Source organism: Patescibacteria group bacterium, from assembly GCA_041661505.1.
Classification (GTDB): domain Bacteria; phylum Patescibacteriota; class Patescibacteriia; order Patescibacteriales; family JBAZCA01; genus JBAZCA01.
The window spans coordinates 243,530-261,774 of record JBAZUF010000001.1 but is presented as its reverse complement, the minus strand read 5'-3'; the positions used below and the strand labels follow the sequence as shown (position 1 = coordinate 261,774).

The following is an 18,245-nucleotide window of genomic DNA, read 5'->3' as shown; positions in this document are numbered from 1 at the left end:
ATGCCTCTCGGGCTGGAAAAATATTTAAAGAAAAGGGATTTTAAAAAAACGCCGGAACCAAAGGGCAAGCTTAAGCCTGGACCGGCAGGCAAGACTAAAGGCGGGAAGCTTGGCATGGCAAAGACTGGAACTGACTCTGGAAAAAGCCGGTTTGTCGTCCAAAAGCATGAAGCCTCGCATTTGCATTATGATTTTAGGCTGGAAGTGGCCGGCGTTTTAGTTTCCTGGGCCGTGCCAAAGGAGCCGTCGCTTGATCCGGCGGTGAAACGACTCGCGATAAAAGTGGAAGACCATCCGCTTGATTACATGAATTTTAAAGGCGTGATTCCCAAAGGCGAATATGGCGCCGGTACGGTAGAAATCTGGGATAAAGGAACCTATAAAAATCTCTTGGACGCGCCAATGGAAGACGCACTAAAAAAAGGCCACCTGGCTATTAATCTGAACGGGAAAAAATTAAAAGGCGCTTTTGCCCTGACCCGGTTTAGAAAAGAAAGAGGAGGAGAGCAATGGTTACTCGTAAAGATGAAAAAATAATTTTTCTTTATGTATAAAAGAAGGGCGGATTTTTAGTCCGCCCTTTTGTTTTTCCCTCGTCTTTTAAGACCGGAAGATGTTTTCTCTCTTTTAGCCCTGGTAGAGAACAGCAATTTCGTTACAAAGGTGATTGCCTTCCGGTCCGATGATATTCTTCGGGCACTTCAGGCAATCGTTTAAAATTTTAGGCCCGAAAAGCTGGATCCCGACCTTAATAAAGCCCAGCGGAAAAAAAAGTTTTTGCGCGACGATTTCGGTCGTGAGCGCGAATATTTTTCTTTTTTTCTGCTTTACCAATTCCGCGCGAATCACGCCCAGGACAATTTTCCCGAGCCCCAAGTTCTCAAAATTCGGGGCCGTCCGGAGGGCGATTATTTCCGCGTCCAAATCATAATGCTTCGCGCCGACGCAGGCTAATACGGTCCCGCTGATTTTAGCCGTCAGAAAATCGGCTATCCGGCTTTCAATTTCTTCCGGCGTCCGGTGGATAAGGTTTGACTGCCGGGTCAGTTCGCTGATCTGGAATGCATCCTCTGTGCGGGCTTTGCAGATTTCGACCGGGCCAAGAGGCGTTTTATGAACGATGCGCATGACTCTCTCCTCCTTGAGTTAATGGAAAGAACAAAAAACAACCTCGCTTGAGGTTGCGTGGAAGAGTTCAAATTATTTATTAGTTATTGATTTTGAGCGCGGTCAAACAACCTCAAGTGAATATTTGAGGTGCGGCGGCGGTTGAGAATTAAGATTGTTTGGCTTTTAGTTTCCATATAAATATTGTTCGTGCTTATATTGTAGAATTCCCGGCAGCTCGCGTCAAGCCTTGCCTGATATAATATTGCAGGCTCTTCCGCAATATGCTATTATATAATTAATAAACTGAACAATGCGCCTGATCCTCGCGGCGCTAACTATGAGGAACGGCCAGAAAAAATTATGCGGATAAAGGATATTATGACAAAAAAAGTCATTTCAGCCAGCCCGGAGGCGGGGATTAAGGAAGTGTCTTGTCTTTTAATGAAATATAAAATACACGGGATTCCGGTTGTTGATGAAAAGGGGCGCATACTAGGGATAATTACGGAAACGGATTTTTTTACCAAGGATGAAGTGGATATTTATTTGCCGTCCTATATCGATATCTTGCGGAAAACAAAGATTTTAAATGCGGCAACGAAAGATAAAGATAAAAAAATTCATCAAGCCCTGCTGGGGATGACTGCCGGTGATATCATGACTAAAAAAGTCATTACTATAGAAGAAAACCGGCCGATTAAGGATTTGTATAAGCTATTCAGGAGAAAAAAGCTTTTTACGGTTCCGGTTGTGAATGAAGAGAGTTTATTAGTCGGGATTGTAACCTTGGCCGACATAATTAAATTAATTAAATAATAATTAGTGAAAACTATGGCAAACAATGCAGCCGGGAAGAGGCCGGTTGATAAATTGGCCTCAAAAAGTTATTCGCAGCTCCAAAAGATGGAAATCAAAACCTGGAAAGGCGTATTTATTATCGCTTTGTTCGCGGGTATTTTCGGGGCGTTCGCCTTTATGGCAAATAGCGATTCAGAAGCTTTCATGAGCTCTTACGCGAAAGTTTCCAATTCCAGGCCGCCGGCAACTGATTTAGAAACCGGAGGAAGAGATGCCGACGCTTCGAAAAAGAGGAATATTACATGCAAAACCGAAAAAGACTGCAGTGGACTCATCTGTCCCATGGTCGTAGGAGGCGACAAGCCGAAGTGTGATTTAATAGATAGAAAAGCTGGAACTTGCTACTGCGGGGGAAAATGCGGAGATAAATATTGCGATTCAGTGGAGAAGAGGGACAATACTTGCCCGAAAGACTGTAATAAAGATTATTCGGAAAGCTTCGAAAGCGGCTTTGGCGGGTGGGTTCCAAAACACCAAATAGATTGCGAGACGGATGCTTCTCGTTGTATTTTTAATTGGAGCATAAAACGTTCTAAGCAAAAGGCGTATGACGGGGTTTATTCTCTGGCTGGCTACCTTGACGGGAACCATGACGATGGCACAATTTGGGTTGAGCGCCCTTTTGAAGTAGCTCCAAACTCAAGAATTAACTGCGAGATCAGCTTTTATCTTTGGAGTGAAAATGATTCCGACTCTAACCAGTGGCCAGTGCTAGCTTATGCCGGATTAAAAAATCCCTTAAAAGAAAAGGATTTTAGTATAATCGGAAGGACTGATGAGGTCGCGGGCCAGTGGAAAAAATATTCCTATTCGGCACAATTGACCTCCGATGCTTCCGGCAAGGTATGGATGGCTTTTGGATTTGGGGCAACGTCTGAATTCCAGCGCACTTATTTTCTAGATAAAGTAAGCGTCAGCCTTGAAACAATCCTCGATCGCTAAAGTTTGCTTTTTTTTCTTCCAACCTGGTCTTAAATTTCGCCAGTTCAACCGCTTTGGCGCCGAGATCAATCTTTATTTAATCCAATTCAACTTCTCTATCCTTTAGTCCTTAATTAATTTTTTACCCCGCCCGCTTTCGGCGGGGTAATTTATTAAGTCCAATATTAAGTATTGTTTTTCGACTTTTCTCGGGCTTTCTTTTCTTTTTCGGCTTTGATTTTCTCGTTTTCGGTTAAGTATTTTTTTCTCATGCGGATATTTTTCGGAGTAATTTCCAAGTACTCGTCGCTTTTCATTATGCCCATGCCTTTTTCCAAGGTCATCTCAATCGGCGTGGTTAACCGAATAGCTTCGTCCGAACCCGAAGCGCGCATATTGGTAAGCTGTTTTCCTTTGGTCGGGTTGACCCTTAAGTCAGTGCCCTTGGAAACGTTCCCGATTACCATGCCTTCGTAAACTTCGGTATTGGCGCCGATATATAACGCGCCGCGCTCTTGGAGGTTAAATAAAGAAAACCCTAAAGCTTTGCCGGTGGCCATGGAAATCATGGAGCCGGATTCGTGCTTTTTAATTTCACCGGCGTGCGGTTTAAAGCCGATTACCCGGGTGTACATTATCCCTTCGCCGCGGGTATCGATGACGAATTCGTTTCGGTAGCCCAAAAGCCCCCGGGTCGGGATTTCAAAAATAATCCGCGTATTGCCGTGCTCTGGCTTCATTTCCATCATGTTGCCGCGCCGCTTGGAAAGCTTTTCAATCACCGCGCCGGACATGTCGTTCGGGACGTTAATTGTTACCTCTTCATACGGCTCAAGCTTAACGCCGTCCTTTTCTTTGATAATTACGTGGGGCTGGGAAATTTGGAGCTCATAACCTTCCCGGCGCATGTTTTCGAGTAAGATAGCGATATGCATTTCGCCGCGGCCGAAAACTTTGTAGTAATCGGCGCGGGAAAAATCGATTTTTAGTCCGACGTTAACTTCCAGTTCTTTTTCCAGGCGCTCTTTAATCTGCCGGTTGGTAACATATTTTCCGTCTTGGCCCGCGAAAGTAGAATTGTTGACCATGAAATTTAAGGAGATAGTCGGAGCGTCAATGTTAATCGCCGGTAAGATTTCCTGGGCATCGTTTTCGCAAATTGTTTCGCCGATAAAGATGTCCGTGAGCCCCGCGATCATAACAATGTCTCCGGCTTTGGCTTCGCCGACTTCTTTTCGTTCTAGGCCCTCAAAAGTAAAAAGCTTGGTAATTTTTCCGGTGCGGTTGTCTTTGCCGGCGTGCCTTATTAGGACGCTCTGCCCGCTTTTAACTATGCCTTCGTAAATTCTTCCGATAGCCAGGCGCCCCAAAAAATTATCATAAGCTAAATTAAAAGGCTGCATGCGAAGCGGCTGGGAATCGGCTTTTTCGCTTGAAGCGACCGGAACCAGCTTTAAAATCGCGTCCAAAAGCGGGGTCAAATTTTTTGAATCGTCTTCAAGCTTTGCCTTGGCGATTCCTTCCCGGGCAATAGCGTAGATGGTGGTAAAATCCAGCTGTGCGTCACTCGCCCCCAAATCCAAAAACAATTCATAAACCATTTCTTCGACCTCTTCGGGCCGGGCGGCCGGTTTGTCAATTTTATTAATTACCACGATCGGCTTTAATCCGAGCTCGAGAGACTTTTTTAAAACAAATTTAGTCTGGGGCATCGGGCCTTCCTGGGCGTCAACGACGAGTAAAACCGAATCAATGGAACGCAAAACCCGCTCGACTTCAGAACCGAAATCGGCGTGGCCGGGCGTATCAACGATATTAATTTTCGTGTCCTTAAAGTAGACCGAAGTATTTTTCGAGTAAATTGTAATGCCGCGCTCCAGTTCCAGGGCGTTTGAATCCATCGAGACTCCTTTTTGCGCCATGCCGGTTTGCTGCATCAGCGCGTCGGTAAGGGTGGTTTTCCCGTGGTCAACGTGGGCTATTATAGCGATGTTCCTAATTTCCATATGTATTGGCGACTTGTCCGCCGTAGCGTAAGCGAAGGCGGATAATGGCAATGTTTCTTATTTGCATATAAAATAAAAATCTGCCCAGTGGCAGGTAAGTCATTTATACATTAATATGTAGTAGTTGTCAATTATTTTTGACTTATTAATAAAGATATGTTAAAAGTAGAAACTACTTTTTCGCCATTTAGCTTAGCTAATAGCAGTAGTATTAATATTGTTCTTTAAATAAAAGATGGGAATTTTTCCCGCTTAAGATTTCTAAATTTTTTGCATTCAAATCGAGGGGAATATGAAAATAAAAGAAATCTCTTATGATGTGGATGGATTGGCTGTGCTGGTTAAGTATGAAATTGACCGCGCTTATGCTTTTTACACCCTGCCTTTCACTCTTCCAAATGGCCGACCAGTTTCAGGATTTTGTCCCAGGGCCAAATTAGAAAAAAGAGTGAAAGCGGCTATTAAGAAATGTTTGACGGATGAAAGACAGAAAGGAGAGCCCCAAGCAATTGTTGACTCTGAACGGGCGCTAGTCGCAGACCAGGCTCGCCGGGAACTTCTAAAATCACCTAAGCCGAGGAAGGGAAAAAGCGGAAGGAACGAGCAGGAAAAGATTTATTCCCGCGAAACCATAATCGCGGAATTAATTTTTCTTTTTCTTCGGCTCTGGAGGACTCCTTCCAGCTCGGATATCAATAGAGCCCACTTAAAATGGGGCTGTGTTAGCTTACCAACAGTGATTTTGGCTTTCGGATCGTTGACGGCCGCCCAAAAGGCTGCGGGATTGACTCCTATCCATTTGATAATCTACTCTCCCGAGGAGCTTATCAGCCAACTTAAAAAGATGAAGGAAGATTTGGGTCGAGCGCCTGATACTCACGATCTAGTGCAAATGTCTAAAGAAGGAAAGGGCGCCAGTCTTCGTGCGTTTTATAGATGTTTTGGCTCGTTGTCCATAGCGAAAGAAATCGCAGGAGTTTCCAGTCCAAGAATCACCGTCCCAAGAATCACCGTCGAAGGAGCCAAAGAAAAACTTCAAAAACTAGCAAGTGAACTGGGGAGGACTCCTACCTACTGCGATATTGATAATGCGCACATTCAAGGAAAGGATATTCCCTGCACGCGTACTTACTTCCGCCTTTTTGAATCCTTAACTAAAGCACAGAAAGAAGCTGGGCTGGAACTTAATAAGATCAGACGTGGAAAAATACCGTATTCAGACAATTATCTGCTTGACTTGTTGCGAGGATTGTCTAAAGACGGTGAGGCTTTGTCGAGTAAGGAAATTCAAGAAGCTGCCAGCCGCGGCGATTGCTTGTCGACGACGACCTTCTGGGCACGTTTTGGCACTCTCGCAAAAGCTGTTGAGGCCGCAGGTTTGAAATATACCGGAAGGAGGATAATAACCGACATACAGCTGCTTGATAGATTAAGAGGCTTAGGAGAGGAGTGTTTGTCCCCAAAAAAAATTATTAAAGCTTTTAAAACAGGGAAGTGTTCTTCCCCCGCAACCTACAAAAAACACTTTGGCTCTTTGGAAAAGGCCGTAGAGCTGGCCGAACTTGAATATACCCGCTGGGAAAGGTAATTTGGGTAATTTACTCTTTGGGAGTAAAATCGGTAGCTCTGGCCTCTCAAAAAGCCAACACAATTATCAACCTGCTACCGCTTTGAGACCCGGCGGTAGCAGAAATTCAGTAATGGGTCTCTTTTTTATTTCTACAACCTGCCTTCTTTTTCTGGATTTAGCGCTTCAGCTTGCCATCTTAATATTAGGAGACTAGAATTAAGGTATTAGCTTCTTAGCTTATTCTCCTCTAATATTAAAATTTGCCATAATCCCCATGAAACCTCAAAAAACCCTAACCAAAGTTTTAAACTTTTCGGGCCGGGAAGTGCCTTGTATTATAAAAAAATCTCCGACGGCCCGCCGGTTTTATATTATCGTCCGGCGCGACCGGAAAATAATCGGCGTCATTCCCCGGGGCGGCCGGATGGACCAAATCGAATCTTTTATCGAGCGGAAAACTCCCTGGATCGCGCGAGTCTTAGACCGGATCGAACATGACACGCCCGGGATGCTTGAGAGCTCTAACCGGGAAGAATTTTTAAAAGCAAAACAAACCGCCCTTAGCCTGGTGAAAGAAAAAATTAATTGCTTCAATAAATTTTACAATTTTAAATTCAGCCGCGTCTCAATAAAAATCCAAAAAAAGCGGTGGGGAAGCTGTTCGCGCCAGGGCAATTTGAATTTTAATTACAAAATCTGCGATTTGCCGGAGCACCTGGCCGACTACCTGATCGTCCACGAACTTTGCCATTTAAAAGAAATGAACCATTCGGCCCGCTTCTGGAACCTCGTAGCTAAAACCATTCCGGATTACCGGGAAGGCCGGAGGGAATTAAGAAGGATGTAATTACGGACTGGCCCGGAATAAAAGCCGGGGCCGGATGAAGTGAGGCTGGGAGTGTCAAGCCAGGGGTTGCGAACGAAAAATAATTGTTTTAAACTATAGTTGAGCAATACAGGAGTCTTTCATTTAAAACAATGAATTCATATGAAGGGAAATGAACCGCGAGCTTTGGCGGAAACAATCCTTTCCTCGGCCGGCATAGAGTTAAACGGCAGCCGGCCTTTTGATCTCAAGGTTAAAAACGAAGAATTTTTTGCCCGCGTTTTAAGCGAAGGGTCTTTGGGTTTGGGCGAAAGCTATATGGACGGCTGGTGGGACGCTCCTAAACTCGACGAATTTTTTTACCGCCTGCTTTCCGCTGGCATTGAAAAGCAGATTAGAGGCAACTGGAAAACGCTTTTACGGCTTTTACCGCAAATAATTTTTAACCGCCAGAAAAAATCCAAAACCCATATTATCGGCGAGCGCCACTACGACATCGGGAATGACTTATACCAAGTTATGCTCGACAAGCGCTTGACCTATACTTGCGGCTATTGGAATTCGCCAGCTGGCGAAGCTAAAAACTTGGACGAGGCCCAAGAGGCTAAACTAGACCTGGTCTGTAAAAAAATTGGGTTAAAATCCGGCCAAAGGATTCTAGATATCGGCTGCGGCTGGGGAAGTTTTGTTAAATACGCCGCGGAAAAATACGGCGTATCGGCCGTTGGCGTTACGGTTTCCAAAGAGCAGGCTGAACTCGCTAAAAAATTGTGCGCCGGTTTGCCGATTGAAATTCTTTTAACTGATTACCGCAATATCACCGGCGAGTTCGACCATATCGTTTCCTTAGGCATGTTTGAGCACGTTGGCTATAAAAATTACCGCGCCTATTTCGAAGTTGTGGCGCGGCATTTAAAAGACAGCGGATTATTTCTATTGCATACTATTGGCCGCAACTTTTCGGCTAAAGTAACGGACGCGTGGACGGAAAAATATATTTTCCCCAATTCCATGCTCCCTTCGATTAAGCAAATCGGCGAAGCAATCGAAGGGCTTTTTGTTATGGAGGATTGGCATAACTTCGGGACCGATTACGATAAAACCGTTATTGCCTGGCTGGAAAATTTCAATCAAGGCTGGGAAAATTTAAAAGAAAAATACGGCGAGCGTTTTTACCGGATGTGGACTTACTGGCTTTACTCTTCGCAAGTCGCTTTTCGGGTCAGGAAGATGCAAGTTTGGCAGATTGTGCTTTCAAAAAAAGGCGTTCCGGGCGGCTATCGGTCGATACGCTAAACGAAAAATTCCGGAAATTTTCCGGAATAGCTTTAGAGTTTCAAGGATTTGTCCAGCATTAGAGCTGGATTTTTATTTGGATCAGATTTTAATTATTTTTGCTTTATGAGTTTTTGTATCGTAAATAGAGATGGAAACAAAAAAACAGCTTTATTTAGCTGTCTTTTTAACTTTTTTTCTTGTCTTCAAGCAGGAAGTGCAGACTTTGAGATTTTTGCCGTCGATTTTTCTAGCCTGTAGATTGATGTATTGCCTTTTCAGGGTTCTTATATTCGAGTGGGAGCGGCTGGCATCGCGGGTGGTTCCTCGTCCGCATAGATCGCAGGTCTTGGCCATAGTTTTAAAATTGAAAGCGCAAAAAGGGGAAGTTTGCGCCAAAAAATTGATAAATAATTTTTACTTAATAAGAGCTTAACAGTTTTTGATTATAATGGCAAGGCGTGGTAATATTATCTGGTATGAATATTATGATTTTCCAACTGGTTGTTCTTCTTATGTCAGCCATTATCCACGAATATATGCACGGCTGGGCGGCTGACCAGCTGGGCGACGACACGGCTAAGCGCGCCGGGCGGCTTACCCTAAACCCCTTGGCCCACATTGATTTATGGGGTTCGGTTTTGATGCCGGCCTTAATTTATTTCGCGACTTCGGGCGGCTTTATTTTCGGCTATGCCAAACCGGTGCCATTTAACCCCTATAACCTGCGCGACCGGAAATACGGCGCGGCCAAAGTAGCCTTAGCCGGACCTTTATCAAATTTATTTTTAGCTTTGGTCTTCGGGCTCTTTATCCGGTTCTTCGGCGCTGGCGGGGGAATGATAAATCAAGCGGCCCTGCAGTTTGTCCAGATAGTCGTTTATATTAATCTCCTTTTAGCGGTTTTTAACGCCATCCCGATACCGCCCTTAGACGGTTCGCGGATTATAATGCCGTTTTTACCTTACGCCGCCCAAAAGTTTTTTGCCCAGCTGGAATCGGTTGGAATGTTTTTGGTTCTGGCTTTCGTTCTCTTCGGATTCTCAATCATTGTCCCGATTATTAATTTTCTTTTTCGGCTGATTACGGGAGTTTAAACATGAAGCTTTGCCGGGCAATTTTTAATTTAAGAAACTTCATTGTAATGCTAAACGCCTGTATAAAGGCGTTATTTTTTTGCTCTTGTAAAAATAAAATATTCGTGGTAAATTTGTTTTATAAATAGAAATAAAAAACATGCTAAACAACAGCTTATCCTGGCCGAACCCGCGCAACTTGAACGCCACAACCATGGGCGAAATGATTTGTATTGTAGGCTTTATGATTACAGGCCGGGATAGAGCTAATATTTAACCAAAGCTAGACGAAAAAGATTAAATATAAGCCCCGGCCATAAAACCGCCGGGGTTTTATATACAAGGAGACAATTTATTTAAAAAGGAGCGGAAGCTCTTTGACAATGGATATAGGAAAATAGGCGAAACTAAAAGGCTGAACATATTTTTCATCAGACAGAGGGAGGATGAAATGAACGACAAGCTAGACGGGCTTTTCCAAAAGATAACGGAAAGAAACTGCGTCCCGCCGCTTTCATTCGTCAGATTGGCCAACAAGGTGGCGGCGTCTCCTGATCTTATACTGCGCAACATCTTCCAGTTGTTTTATGATATGTTTTTTTACTATCTGGGAGAGGGAACAAACCCGCATTCGGACGATCCCGAATCTTCAAGGTTTATTATCTACGATTCCAGCCGGCTGTTCGAGAATGGGACGACCCCGCCTTTTTTCGCGGACAATCTTTTTGTTAATGAGCTCGCCCGGCATGTTGCCGGTTTCAGAAAAGGCCGGATGCAAAATCAGATTTTTATTTTCGAGGGTCCGTACGGCGGAGGCAAGAGCACGCTTCTGAATCGCTTGCTCGCGATGTTTGAAGCATACACGAAAACCGAAGCCGGGGCGACTTATGAGACGGTTTGGCGGATCAAAAGAGAAATGGCGGAAAGAGCTATTACCAGAACCGGCTCCGACAGCTACTTGGTTTCCCAGCTCAAAGCTCTTATCCCCAATTCTTATGAGTTTAGTGACGAGAACAAAAAAGGATGTCATCCAGTCGACGAATATCTCGAAGTCCCGTGTCCTAACCACGATAGCCCGATCCTCTTGATACCCAAAGAGCATCGGGCCGAATTCCTCGATGAACTGATAGAACATGAGGGATTTAAGAAAAAACTCTTCGAGCAACGGCAGTATGAATGGGTGTTCAAGGACAGTCCGTGTACTATCTGCCAATCTCTTTATTACGCCCTTCTGGATATATTAGGCTCTCCGTCCGAAGTTTTTCAGATGCTATTCGCAAAGAAGTGCAATTTCGACCGGAGGATGGGGATAGGCATAGGCGTTTTCAATCCCGGAGACCAGATACCAAAAGTCCAAGTGATGTCAAACGATCTTCTCCAAAAAAAGCTTAACGCTCTTTTGGGGGACAGTAGCCGGGTGAAATACCTTCACTCGAGGCATGCCAATACTAACGGTGGCATATACGCTCTAATGGACATCAAGGGTTGTAACAAGGAGCGGATGGCAAATCTGCATGGCCTCATTAGCGACGGTTCGCACAGAATTGAGGAGCAATTGGAAGAGCGTATAAATTCCCTTTATTTGGCTGTCACGAATCCCGAAGACCGTGAAAACATCGCCGACGCGCCGTCTTTTTCCGACCGGATAACCTACATTAGAGTCCCGTATATCAGGGACTACGAAGTGGAGGTGAAGGTTTGGGAGAAAGTTTTTGGAGAGGAAATCAGAAAGATATTCCTTCCCGGCGTGCTCGAAGCTTTTGCTAAAGTGATTATCTCAAGCCGATTAAAGGGATCCAAGGTAATTTTTGATTGGATTTCGAGCCGCACAAGATACGCTCACATTTGCGACTGGGATTTCCTGCTTCTAAAGATGGAACTTTACGCGGGAAAGATTCCCAAGTGGCTCACAGACGAGGATAGAAAGAAATTCTCTCCAAAGGTTAGAAGAAAGTTTCTTTCCGAGTCAGAATCGCTTAGAGAAGGCGGATCGGGCATTACCGGAAGAGATTCAATCGGGCTGTTTGGAGAGTTTTACTCGGCCCATCTGGCTATACGCTCCGGAACTGGCAGGCTTGTAACCATCGGCATGGTGCGCGATTTTTTTGAAAAGAAATTTCCGGGCAGGCAAAACAGTCCTATACCGGAAAATTTTCTCGGTTTACTCATTTCCATGTACAACTACTTAACCCTTCAGGAGATAAAGGAGGCGTTTGGCAGCTCCAACGAAGAACATATTTCAAGAAAGATCCTCAACTATTTAACCGCGGTGAATTTTGAGCTCGGAACAAAGGCAAAATGCTACTTTACCAAAGAGGATCTGGAAATAAGCGATGGTATGTATGGGGATGTGGAACGGGTAATTCTGGGAAAAACCGCCGGCCGGGGAAGAATCCTGGAGTTTCGAAAAGAAACCCAGAAGCGCTACGCTACCGAAGCTCTAGCCCGAGAAATGTTAATTGACGAGAAACCGATAAGGGAAACGGCGCTTTACTGTTACTTGATCGAAAGCTATAAGCGTCGCCTGAAAGAAAACGTTCTCGCGCCCTTCGCGAATAAGAACTTTCGAAGCGCAATTAAGGAATTTGGAGAGGACAGCTTCCGTTCATTCGATAAGCGCATTCAGGAAGATGTCTCCCGCCTAATACAAAATCTCGTTGCAAAATACGGCTATAGCGAAGAAGGAGCCAGGGAAATCTGCGTTTACGCGATAGACAAAAACCTGGCCACGCAATTTTCATAAAGCCATTTTGAAGGAGGGGAATATGGAGGAGTCAAGGAAAGTCGTGCCCATCCGATCGGGCTATAGCCTCTCGGACGCGGCAGGTGAAATAATCGCCGAGAGTCCGGCGATGAAAAGGGTTCTTGAAAGAGCGGAGATGATTGCTCCGACAAGCTTCCCGGTACTCATCACCGGAGAAAGTGGTACCGGCAAGGAACTAGTCGCGGGGCTACTGGCTCGGTTCAGCGCGAGGGTAAATGGGTCTTTCATTAAAGTCTTATCCTCGGGGTTTTCCGAAACTTTGGTGGAATCCGAATTGTTTGGCCATGAGAAGGGGGCTTTTACCGGTGCAAAAGACAGACGGGTGGGAATGTTTGAAGCCGCGACCGACGGAACCCTGCTTTTGGACGAAATCGGAGAAATTTCCCCAAACGTCCAGGCAAAACTGCTTCGGGTTCTCGAAGAACGGGAAATCCAGCCAGTAGGCAGCAACAAGACCCGGCGGATAAACACGAGAGTAATCGCGGCCACCAACCGCGATTTACAGGAAATGGTTGATCAGGGAAAGTTTCGCGGAGATCTGCTTTGCCGATTTCCGTATCAGATTCACATCCCTCCGCTCAGCGAACGCCCTGAAGACATTCTTCCTCTGGCCCGGAAGTTTCTGCTTGAAGCTTCGAGCGAACTTCAATTAGATTCTGCTCCGGAGATTACCAGAAGAGCCGAAAAATACCTCTTGGAGCGCGAATGGCCGGGCAACGCCAGGGACATCCGCAAAGCCGTGCTTAACGCTCTGGTGAACTATCCCTCGAGAGAGACGTTGGACGTTGATGTCTTCGGGAATTCAATCGCCCAGAAGAAAAGAAAGGCCTATTCGGTCGGGCATGATACGAATTTTTTGGCGAAGGGTGAAATAATCGACTTGCCGTCAGTTTTAAAGGAGGTGGAAATTCAGTATATTTTGGAAGCGTTGTCCGCAACTGATGGCAATAAGAAAAAGGCCGCGGAAATGCTGGGCATGAACCGGACCACGCTTTCCATGAAAATGAAAAGCCTCGGAATACCGCTACAGGGCCAGCATGTTTCTTCGTGACCCGACGCAATTAGCCTCTTTCCTTAATCTGTAACCTATTTTTCTCTGTTCATAAGTCAAGGCTTGCCCCTAGCTCGCCTTGACTTATTTTTTTTATTTTGTTAAATTATTCATACACGTGACAGCTCCTCCGGGGCTTTGTTTTAGTATTCAAGCGAACATATTTTTTAATGGCCTCCAATTTTTATCTCAATTATGCCAACAATAAACCAATTAGTCCGTCATGGACGAAAACAAATTAAGACCAAAAGCAAATCGCCGGCCCTGCAGTCGACTTTGGATACCCTGCATAAGCGCCGAACCGATTTGCCTAAAGGCTCGGCTTTTAAGCGCGGAGTCTGCGTTAAAGTTACGACTACCACGCCGAAAAAACCGAACTCGGCTTTAAGAAAAATCGCGAGAGTCCGGCTTTCAAACGGCATGGAAGTTACCGCCTATATTCCGGGCATCGGCCATAACCTGCAAGAGCACTCCATTGTTTTAATCAAAGGCGGGAAAACCAAAGATCTTCCAGGCGTGCGCTATAAAATCGTCCGCGGCGTTTACGACGCCCAAGGCGTGTCAGGAAGAAAACAAAGCCGCTCATGCTACGGCGCCAAAAGGGAGAAGTAATTTATAATTTGAATTGATATAATCATGGACATGGATGAATTGGAAAAAGCAAGAGACCATGGCCAAGAAAAATAATTTACTATGAGAGGAAAACCAGCACCAAAAAGAAAAATTGAAGGCGATATAAAATTTAATGACGTTGACGTCGCTAAGTTCATTAACTACTTAATGATTGAAGGCAAAAAATCCATAGCCGAAAAGGTCGTCTATGGCGCTTTTGATATTATTAAGGAAAAAACCAAGCAGGATCCGCGCCACGTCTTTAACCGCGCGTTGAAAACTGTTTCGCCGCTTTTAGAAGTCCGCGGAAAAAGAGTCGGCGGAGCGAACTACCAGGTTCCGTTTCAGGTTCGGGGAAAACGCCGGTTCGCTTTGGGCTGCCGCTGGATTATTGACGCGGCTGATAACAAAAAGGGCGGAAAGATGGCCGAGAAGCTGGCCGATGAACTGATCGCCGCCATGAATAACGAAGGCGCGGCCGTCAAAAAACGGGAAGACGTTCACCGCATGGCTGAAGCCAATAAAGCCTTTGCCCACTTCGCGAGGTAAATTCGCGAATGCCGCCCGAACTTTCCGAATCATAACGAATGTTCAAAAAAACGCGAATAAAAGGCAAATATATGGCCTTGGAAGATATAAAGAAAATTTTAAAGGAGCTTTTACCCGGCTTAAGAGAAAAATACCACGTAAGCGAGCTGGGAATTTTTGGTTCTTACGCGACCGGAGAGCAGAAAGAAGGAAGTGATGTGGATGTTTTGGTGGAGTTTAGAGAACCGATAAGCTTATTTAAATATGTTGAGTTAAAATTGTTTTTGGAAGAGAAGTTAAAAATGGAGGTGGATCTAGTTCAAAAGTCGGGATTAAAAAGGCTTATCAAAGATGATATATTAAAGGAAACTTTATATATCTAAGAAGCAATAATATGGGCAAAAGAAAAATAAGCCCCTACATTAATGACATTATAGAATCAGCGGAAAGGATATTGGAATACGGGGAGAGCAAGAGTTATGAAGAATTCGAAGTGGATCAAAAAACAGTTGACGCGGTGGAGCGGTGTTTTGAAATAATCGGCGAAGCCTCTAAAAATATTCCCATGGAAATAAAAGATAAGTACGAGGATATTCCATGGGTAGAAATTATTGGAATGCGCAATATGATTTCCCACGAGTATTTTCAGGTAAGCTTGAAAACTGTCTGGAAAACAATTAAAGAAGATATACCGGAGTTGATTGAGTTAATGAAGAAAATGCTAAAAGATTTTGAGAATTTATGACCAGGGCTATAAAAATTTTATTAATCATAGCCGGGACATTAGCGGTAGTTTCGGTAATATTTTCTGGTATTGTTTATAATAATAATAATAAATCAAAGCTTAATAGTGAGCCTGCCACTAGCCTGAAAGAGATAATAAAAGAACCAGAAAACGGAAATCAAGATAAATTAATTCTTGATAAGAAGTATGACAGTCGGGACACTTATAAATTAATAAAACCTTTTACTTTTAAATATCCTCAAAACTGGGAGCTTATAGAGGGTAAAGGTGGAATAGAAATTCGACCTCAAGAAAAAGGGACATTTAAGGAAATTGTAATAATACCTGGTGAATATTCAGAAAAGGTTTGCGGGATAAATAACCCCTGCTTTGATGAATTGTGGTATCAGAAAAAGGACAATACAAGTATTGAAGATTGGTGTATTAATAAACTTATAAATGAACCGCCGGAGGTTGGCAGAAAATTTTTCTCCAGAGAAGAGTTCAATCAAGCTAAAAAGGATATTATAAGTGAAAACAAAGTTATTGACGACAATGAGGCTTACATTATAAGGTATAAAGATTGGATTACTGCCTGCATTGATACCGATACAGGGAGATATGAAATTAGGGGAGATTATTTGGATGATAATGATTTTAAAGTTTATAATGCAATACTTGATACTTTTAAATTTATTAAATAGACTGATAATTATCAGTGGAAAGAAATACACAATATGCCACGAGAATATTCGATTGAAAAAACAAGAAATATCGGGATTATCGCCCATATCGACGCCGGAAAGACAACCGTAACCGAACGGGTGCTTTTTTATACCGGTAAAAAACATAAAATCGGCGAAGTGCACGAAGGCGCGGCTGAAATGGACTGGATGGAGCAGGAGCAGGAACGGGGAATTACGATTACTTCGGCGGCCACTACCTGCTTTTGGAAAGATTGCCGGATTAATATCATTGATACTCCCGGACACGTGGATTTTACGGCTGAAGTGGAGCGCTCGCTCCGGGTTTTAGATGGCGGCGTAGTAATTTTTGACGGCGTGGCCGGAGTAGAACCGCAGTCGGAAACTGTCTGGCATCAGGCGGACAAATACAATGTTCCGCGGATTTGTTTTATCAATAAACTCGACCGCATGGGCGCGGATTTTTATAAAGACGTCGCTTCAATTCATGACCGCTTAACTAAGAGCGCTTTTCCGGTCCAACTGCCAATCGGCCAGGAATCGGATTTTAAGGGCATTGTTGAATTGTTTGAAAGAAAAGCCCGCATCTATTTGGATGATTTGGGAACCAAATGGGAAGATACGGAAATCCCGGAAGACATGAAAGAAAAAGCCGAAGAATACCGGGCTAAATTAATTGAGGCGATTGTGGAGAATAACGAAGCCTTGATGACTAAATATTTAGCCGGAGAAGATATCGCGATTCCCGATTTAAAAAGAGAACTCCGTAAAGCCGTAATCGCCGGAAAAATTGTTCCGGTATTCTGCGGAAGCGCTTTGAAAAATAAAGGCGTCCAATTTATGTTAGACGCCGTAGTAGATTATCTCCCGGCGCCGACCGATTTGCCTCCGATTGAAGGCTTTGATCCTAAAGATCCGGAAAAGAAAATCGCGGTAAAATATTCGGATGAAGAAAAATTCGCCGCTTTGGCTTTTAAAGTCGCGACTGATCCTTTTGTCGGAAAATTGACTTTTATCCGGGTGTACGGCGGAGTATTAAAATCCGGCTCCTACGTTTTAAACGCCTCCAAAGGCAATAAAGAAAGAATCGGCCGGATTGTTCGGATGCACGCTAACCACCGCGAAGAAGTCGGCGAAGTTTATTCCGGAGAAATCGCCGCGGTTATCGGCCTGAAAGACACGACTACCGGGAACACTTTATGCGATGAAAACCGCCCGGTAGTTTTGGAATCAATTACTTTCCCCGAACCGGTTATTTCTATCGCCGTCGAACCGAAAACCAAGGCCGACCAAGAAAAAATGGGCGTGGCTTTGGCAAAATTGGCCGAAGAGGACCCGACCTTCCGGGTAAAATCCGACGAAGAAATAAACCAGACTCTAATTTCCGGCATGGGAGAATTGCACCTGGATATTATTATCGACCGGATGAAGCGGGAATTCAACGTTGAAGCTAACGTCGGCAATCCGCAGGTAGCTTACCGCGAAACCGTAAAAAAGTCGGCGGAAGCCGAAGGAAAATATATTAAGCAATCAGGCGGCCGCGGACAATACGGCCACTGCTGGTTAAGAGTTGAACCGAATGAAGCCGGAAAGGGTTATGAATTTTTGGACGAAGTAAAAGGCGGATCTATCCCTAGAGAATTTATTACCCCGATTAATAAAGGCGTAAAAGAAGCTTTGGATAAAGGAATACTTGCCGGCTATCCGATGGTTGACGTTAAAGTCGCCGTTTATGATGGTTCTTACCATGACGTCGATTCCAACGAAGCGGCTTTTAAAATCGCCGGATCAATGGCGTTCCAGGAAGCGGCCCGGCGGGCTACTCCGATTATTTTAGAGCCGATTATGAAAGTGGTAGTCGTTACTCCGGAGCAGTTTATGGGCGACGTTATCGGCGACTTAAATTCCAAGCGCGGACAGATTGAGGAGATGGGCGACCGCGGACAGGTAAAAGAAATTACCGCCAAAGTGCCTTTAGCCCAGATGTTCGGTTACGCGACGCAATTACGGTCAATGACCCAAGGCCGGGCGAGCTACTCAATGGAACTCCTGCATTACGCTGAAGTCCCGAATAATGTCGCGCTGGAAATTATTGAGAAGAGGAAGAAATAAGCTTAAAATAAAACATTGTTTGAAGCAGAGCATTTGTTGGCTCTGCTTTTGTTTTTGGGAAAAGTTAAATAAATTTGCTTTTATTATCTTAATGGATGTGGTATAGTA

At 44.4% G+C, this 18,245-nt stretch carries 18 protein-coding genes; 15 read left to right on the top strand and 3 right to left on the bottom strand.

What is annotated here, in order from left to right:
• A complete protein-coding gene (locus tag WC715_01340; GenBank protein ID MFA6171094.1) occupies positions 1–537 on the top strand; it encodes a DNA polymerase ligase N-terminal domain-containing protein in 537 nt (178 codons plus the stop codon).
• A gap of 90 nt (positions 538–627) precedes the next feature.
• On the opposite strand, the gene WC715_01335 is transcribed toward WC715_01340, so the two are convergent.
• Complete coding sequence (locus WC715_01335) at positions 628–1,128, bottom strand: GNAT family N-acetyltransferase (GenBank protein ID MFA6171093.1); 501 nt, start codon at positions 1,126–1,128, stop codon at positions 628–630.
• 360 nt (positions 1,129–1,488) lie between these two features.
• Here WC715_01335 and WC715_01330 point away from each other — a divergent pair, with 360 nt between their 5' ends.
• Together WC715_01330 and WC715_01325 are read left to right on the top strand one after the other, a co-directional pair.
• Positions 1,489–1,926, top strand: a complete 438-nt coding sequence (locus WC715_01330; GenBank protein MFA6171092.1) for a CBS domain-containing protein — start codon at positions 1,489–1,491, stop codon at positions 1,924–1,926.
• A gap of 15 nt (positions 1,927–1,941) precedes the next feature.
• On the top strand, positions 1,942–2,910 hold the full coding sequence (locus tag WC715_01325; protein ID MFA6171091.1) for a hypothetical protein: 969 nt from the start codon (positions 1,942–1,944) through the stop codon (positions 2,908–2,910).
• Between the two features lie 164 nt (positions 2,911–3,074).
• Here WC715_01325 and typA read toward each other — a convergent pair whose 3' ends face one another.
• Positions 3,075–4,895 carry a translational GTPase TypA gene (gene typA, locus WC715_01320; protein MFA6171090.1) on the bottom strand — a complete coding sequence of 607 codons (1,821 nt, stop codon included), beginning with the start codon at positions 4,893–4,895 and terminating at the stop codon, positions 3,075–3,077.
• Between the two features lie 292 nt (positions 4,896–5,187).
• Between typA and WC715_01315 the strand changes: the two genes are divergently transcribed.
• The 3 genes from WC715_01315 (at position 5,188) to cfa (ending at position 8,587) form a co-directional block, all read left to right on the top strand.
• Complete coding sequence (locus WC715_01315) at positions 5,188–6,483, top strand: hypothetical protein (GenBank protein MFA6171089.1); 1,296 nt, start codon at positions 5,188–5,190, stop codon at positions 6,481–6,483.
• A 256-nt stretch (positions 6,484–6,739) separates the two neighbouring features.
• On the top strand, positions 6,740–7,312 hold the full coding sequence (locus WC715_01310; protein ID MFA6171088.1) for a M48 family metallopeptidase: 573 nt from the start codon (positions 6,740–6,742) through the stop codon (positions 7,310–7,312).
• 141 nt (positions 7,313–7,453) lie between these two features.
• Positions 7,454–8,587, top strand: coding sequence for a cyclopropane fatty acyl phospholipid synthase (cfa, locus tag WC715_01305; protein MFA6171087.1), 1,134 nt, complete (start codon positions 7,454–7,456; stop codon positions 8,585–8,587).
• Between the two features lie 150 nt (positions 8,588–8,737).
• On the opposite strand, the gene WC715_01300 is transcribed toward cfa, so the two are convergent.
• The gene (locus WC715_01300; protein MFA6171086.1) at positions 8,738–8,923 is read right to left on the bottom strand and encodes a L28 family ribosomal protein; all 186 of its coding nucleotides are present in this window, start codon (positions 8,921–8,923) and stop codon (positions 8,738–8,740) included.
• 131 nt (positions 8,924–9,054) lie between these two features.
• On the opposite strand from WC715_01300, the gene WC715_01295 reads away from it, so the two are divergent.
• From WC715_01295 to fusA, 9 genes are all read left to right on the top strand, one after another.
• Entirely contained in the window at positions 9,055–9,663 is a 609-nt protein-coding gene (locus WC715_01295) for a site-2 protease family protein (GenBank protein MFA6171085.1), read from the top strand.
• 430 nt (positions 9,664–10,093) lie between these two features.
• On the top strand, positions 10,094–12,385 hold the full coding sequence (locus tag WC715_01290) for a serine protein kinase PrkA (GenBank protein MFA6171084.1): 2,292 nt from the start codon (positions 10,094–10,096) through the stop codon (positions 12,383–12,385).
• Between the two features lie 22 nt (positions 12,386–12,407).
• Positions 12,408–13,457, top strand: coding sequence for a sigma-54 dependent transcriptional regulator (locus tag WC715_01285; GenBank protein MFA6171083.1), 1,050 nt, complete (start codon positions 12,408–12,410; stop codon positions 13,455–13,457).
• A gap of 195 nt (positions 13,458–13,652) precedes the next feature.
• Positions 13,653–14,069, top strand: a complete 417-nt coding sequence (rpsL, locus tag WC715_01280; GenBank protein MFA6171082.1) for a 30S ribosomal protein S12 — start codon at positions 13,653–13,655, stop codon at positions 14,067–14,069.
• Between the two features lie 81 nt (positions 14,070–14,150).
• Entirely contained in the window at positions 14,151–14,618 is a 468-nt protein-coding gene (gene rpsG / locus WC715_01275) for a 30S ribosomal protein S7 (GenBank protein ID MFA6171081.1), read from the top strand.
• Positions 14,619–14,689: 71 nt separating this feature from the next.
• A complete protein-coding gene (locus tag WC715_01270; GenBank protein ID MFA6171080.1) occupies positions 14,690–14,980 on the top strand; it encodes a nucleotidyltransferase family protein in 291 nt (96 codons plus the stop codon).
• An 11-nt stretch (positions 14,981–14,991) separates the two neighbouring features.
• The gene (locus tag WC715_01265) at positions 14,992–15,342 is read left to right on the top strand and encodes a DUF86 domain-containing protein (GenBank protein ID MFA6171079.1); all 351 of its coding nucleotides are present in this window, start codon (positions 14,992–14,994) and stop codon (positions 15,340–15,342) included.
• On the top strand, positions 15,339–16,025 hold the full coding sequence (locus tag WC715_01260; protein MFA6171078.1) for a hypothetical protein: 687 nt from the start codon (positions 15,339–15,341) through the stop codon (positions 16,023–16,025). Before WC715_01265 ends, WC715_01260 begins: the two co-directional genes overlap by 4 nt.
• A 33-nt stretch (positions 16,026–16,058) precedes the next feature.
• Positions 16,059–18,137 (top strand): elongation factor G, encoded by a 2,079-nt coding sequence (gene fusA, locus WC715_01255; GenBank protein ID MFA6171077.1) that lies wholly within the window; start codon positions 16,059–16,061, stop codon positions 18,135–18,137.
• Positions 18,138–18,245: the final 108 nt, after the last annotated feature.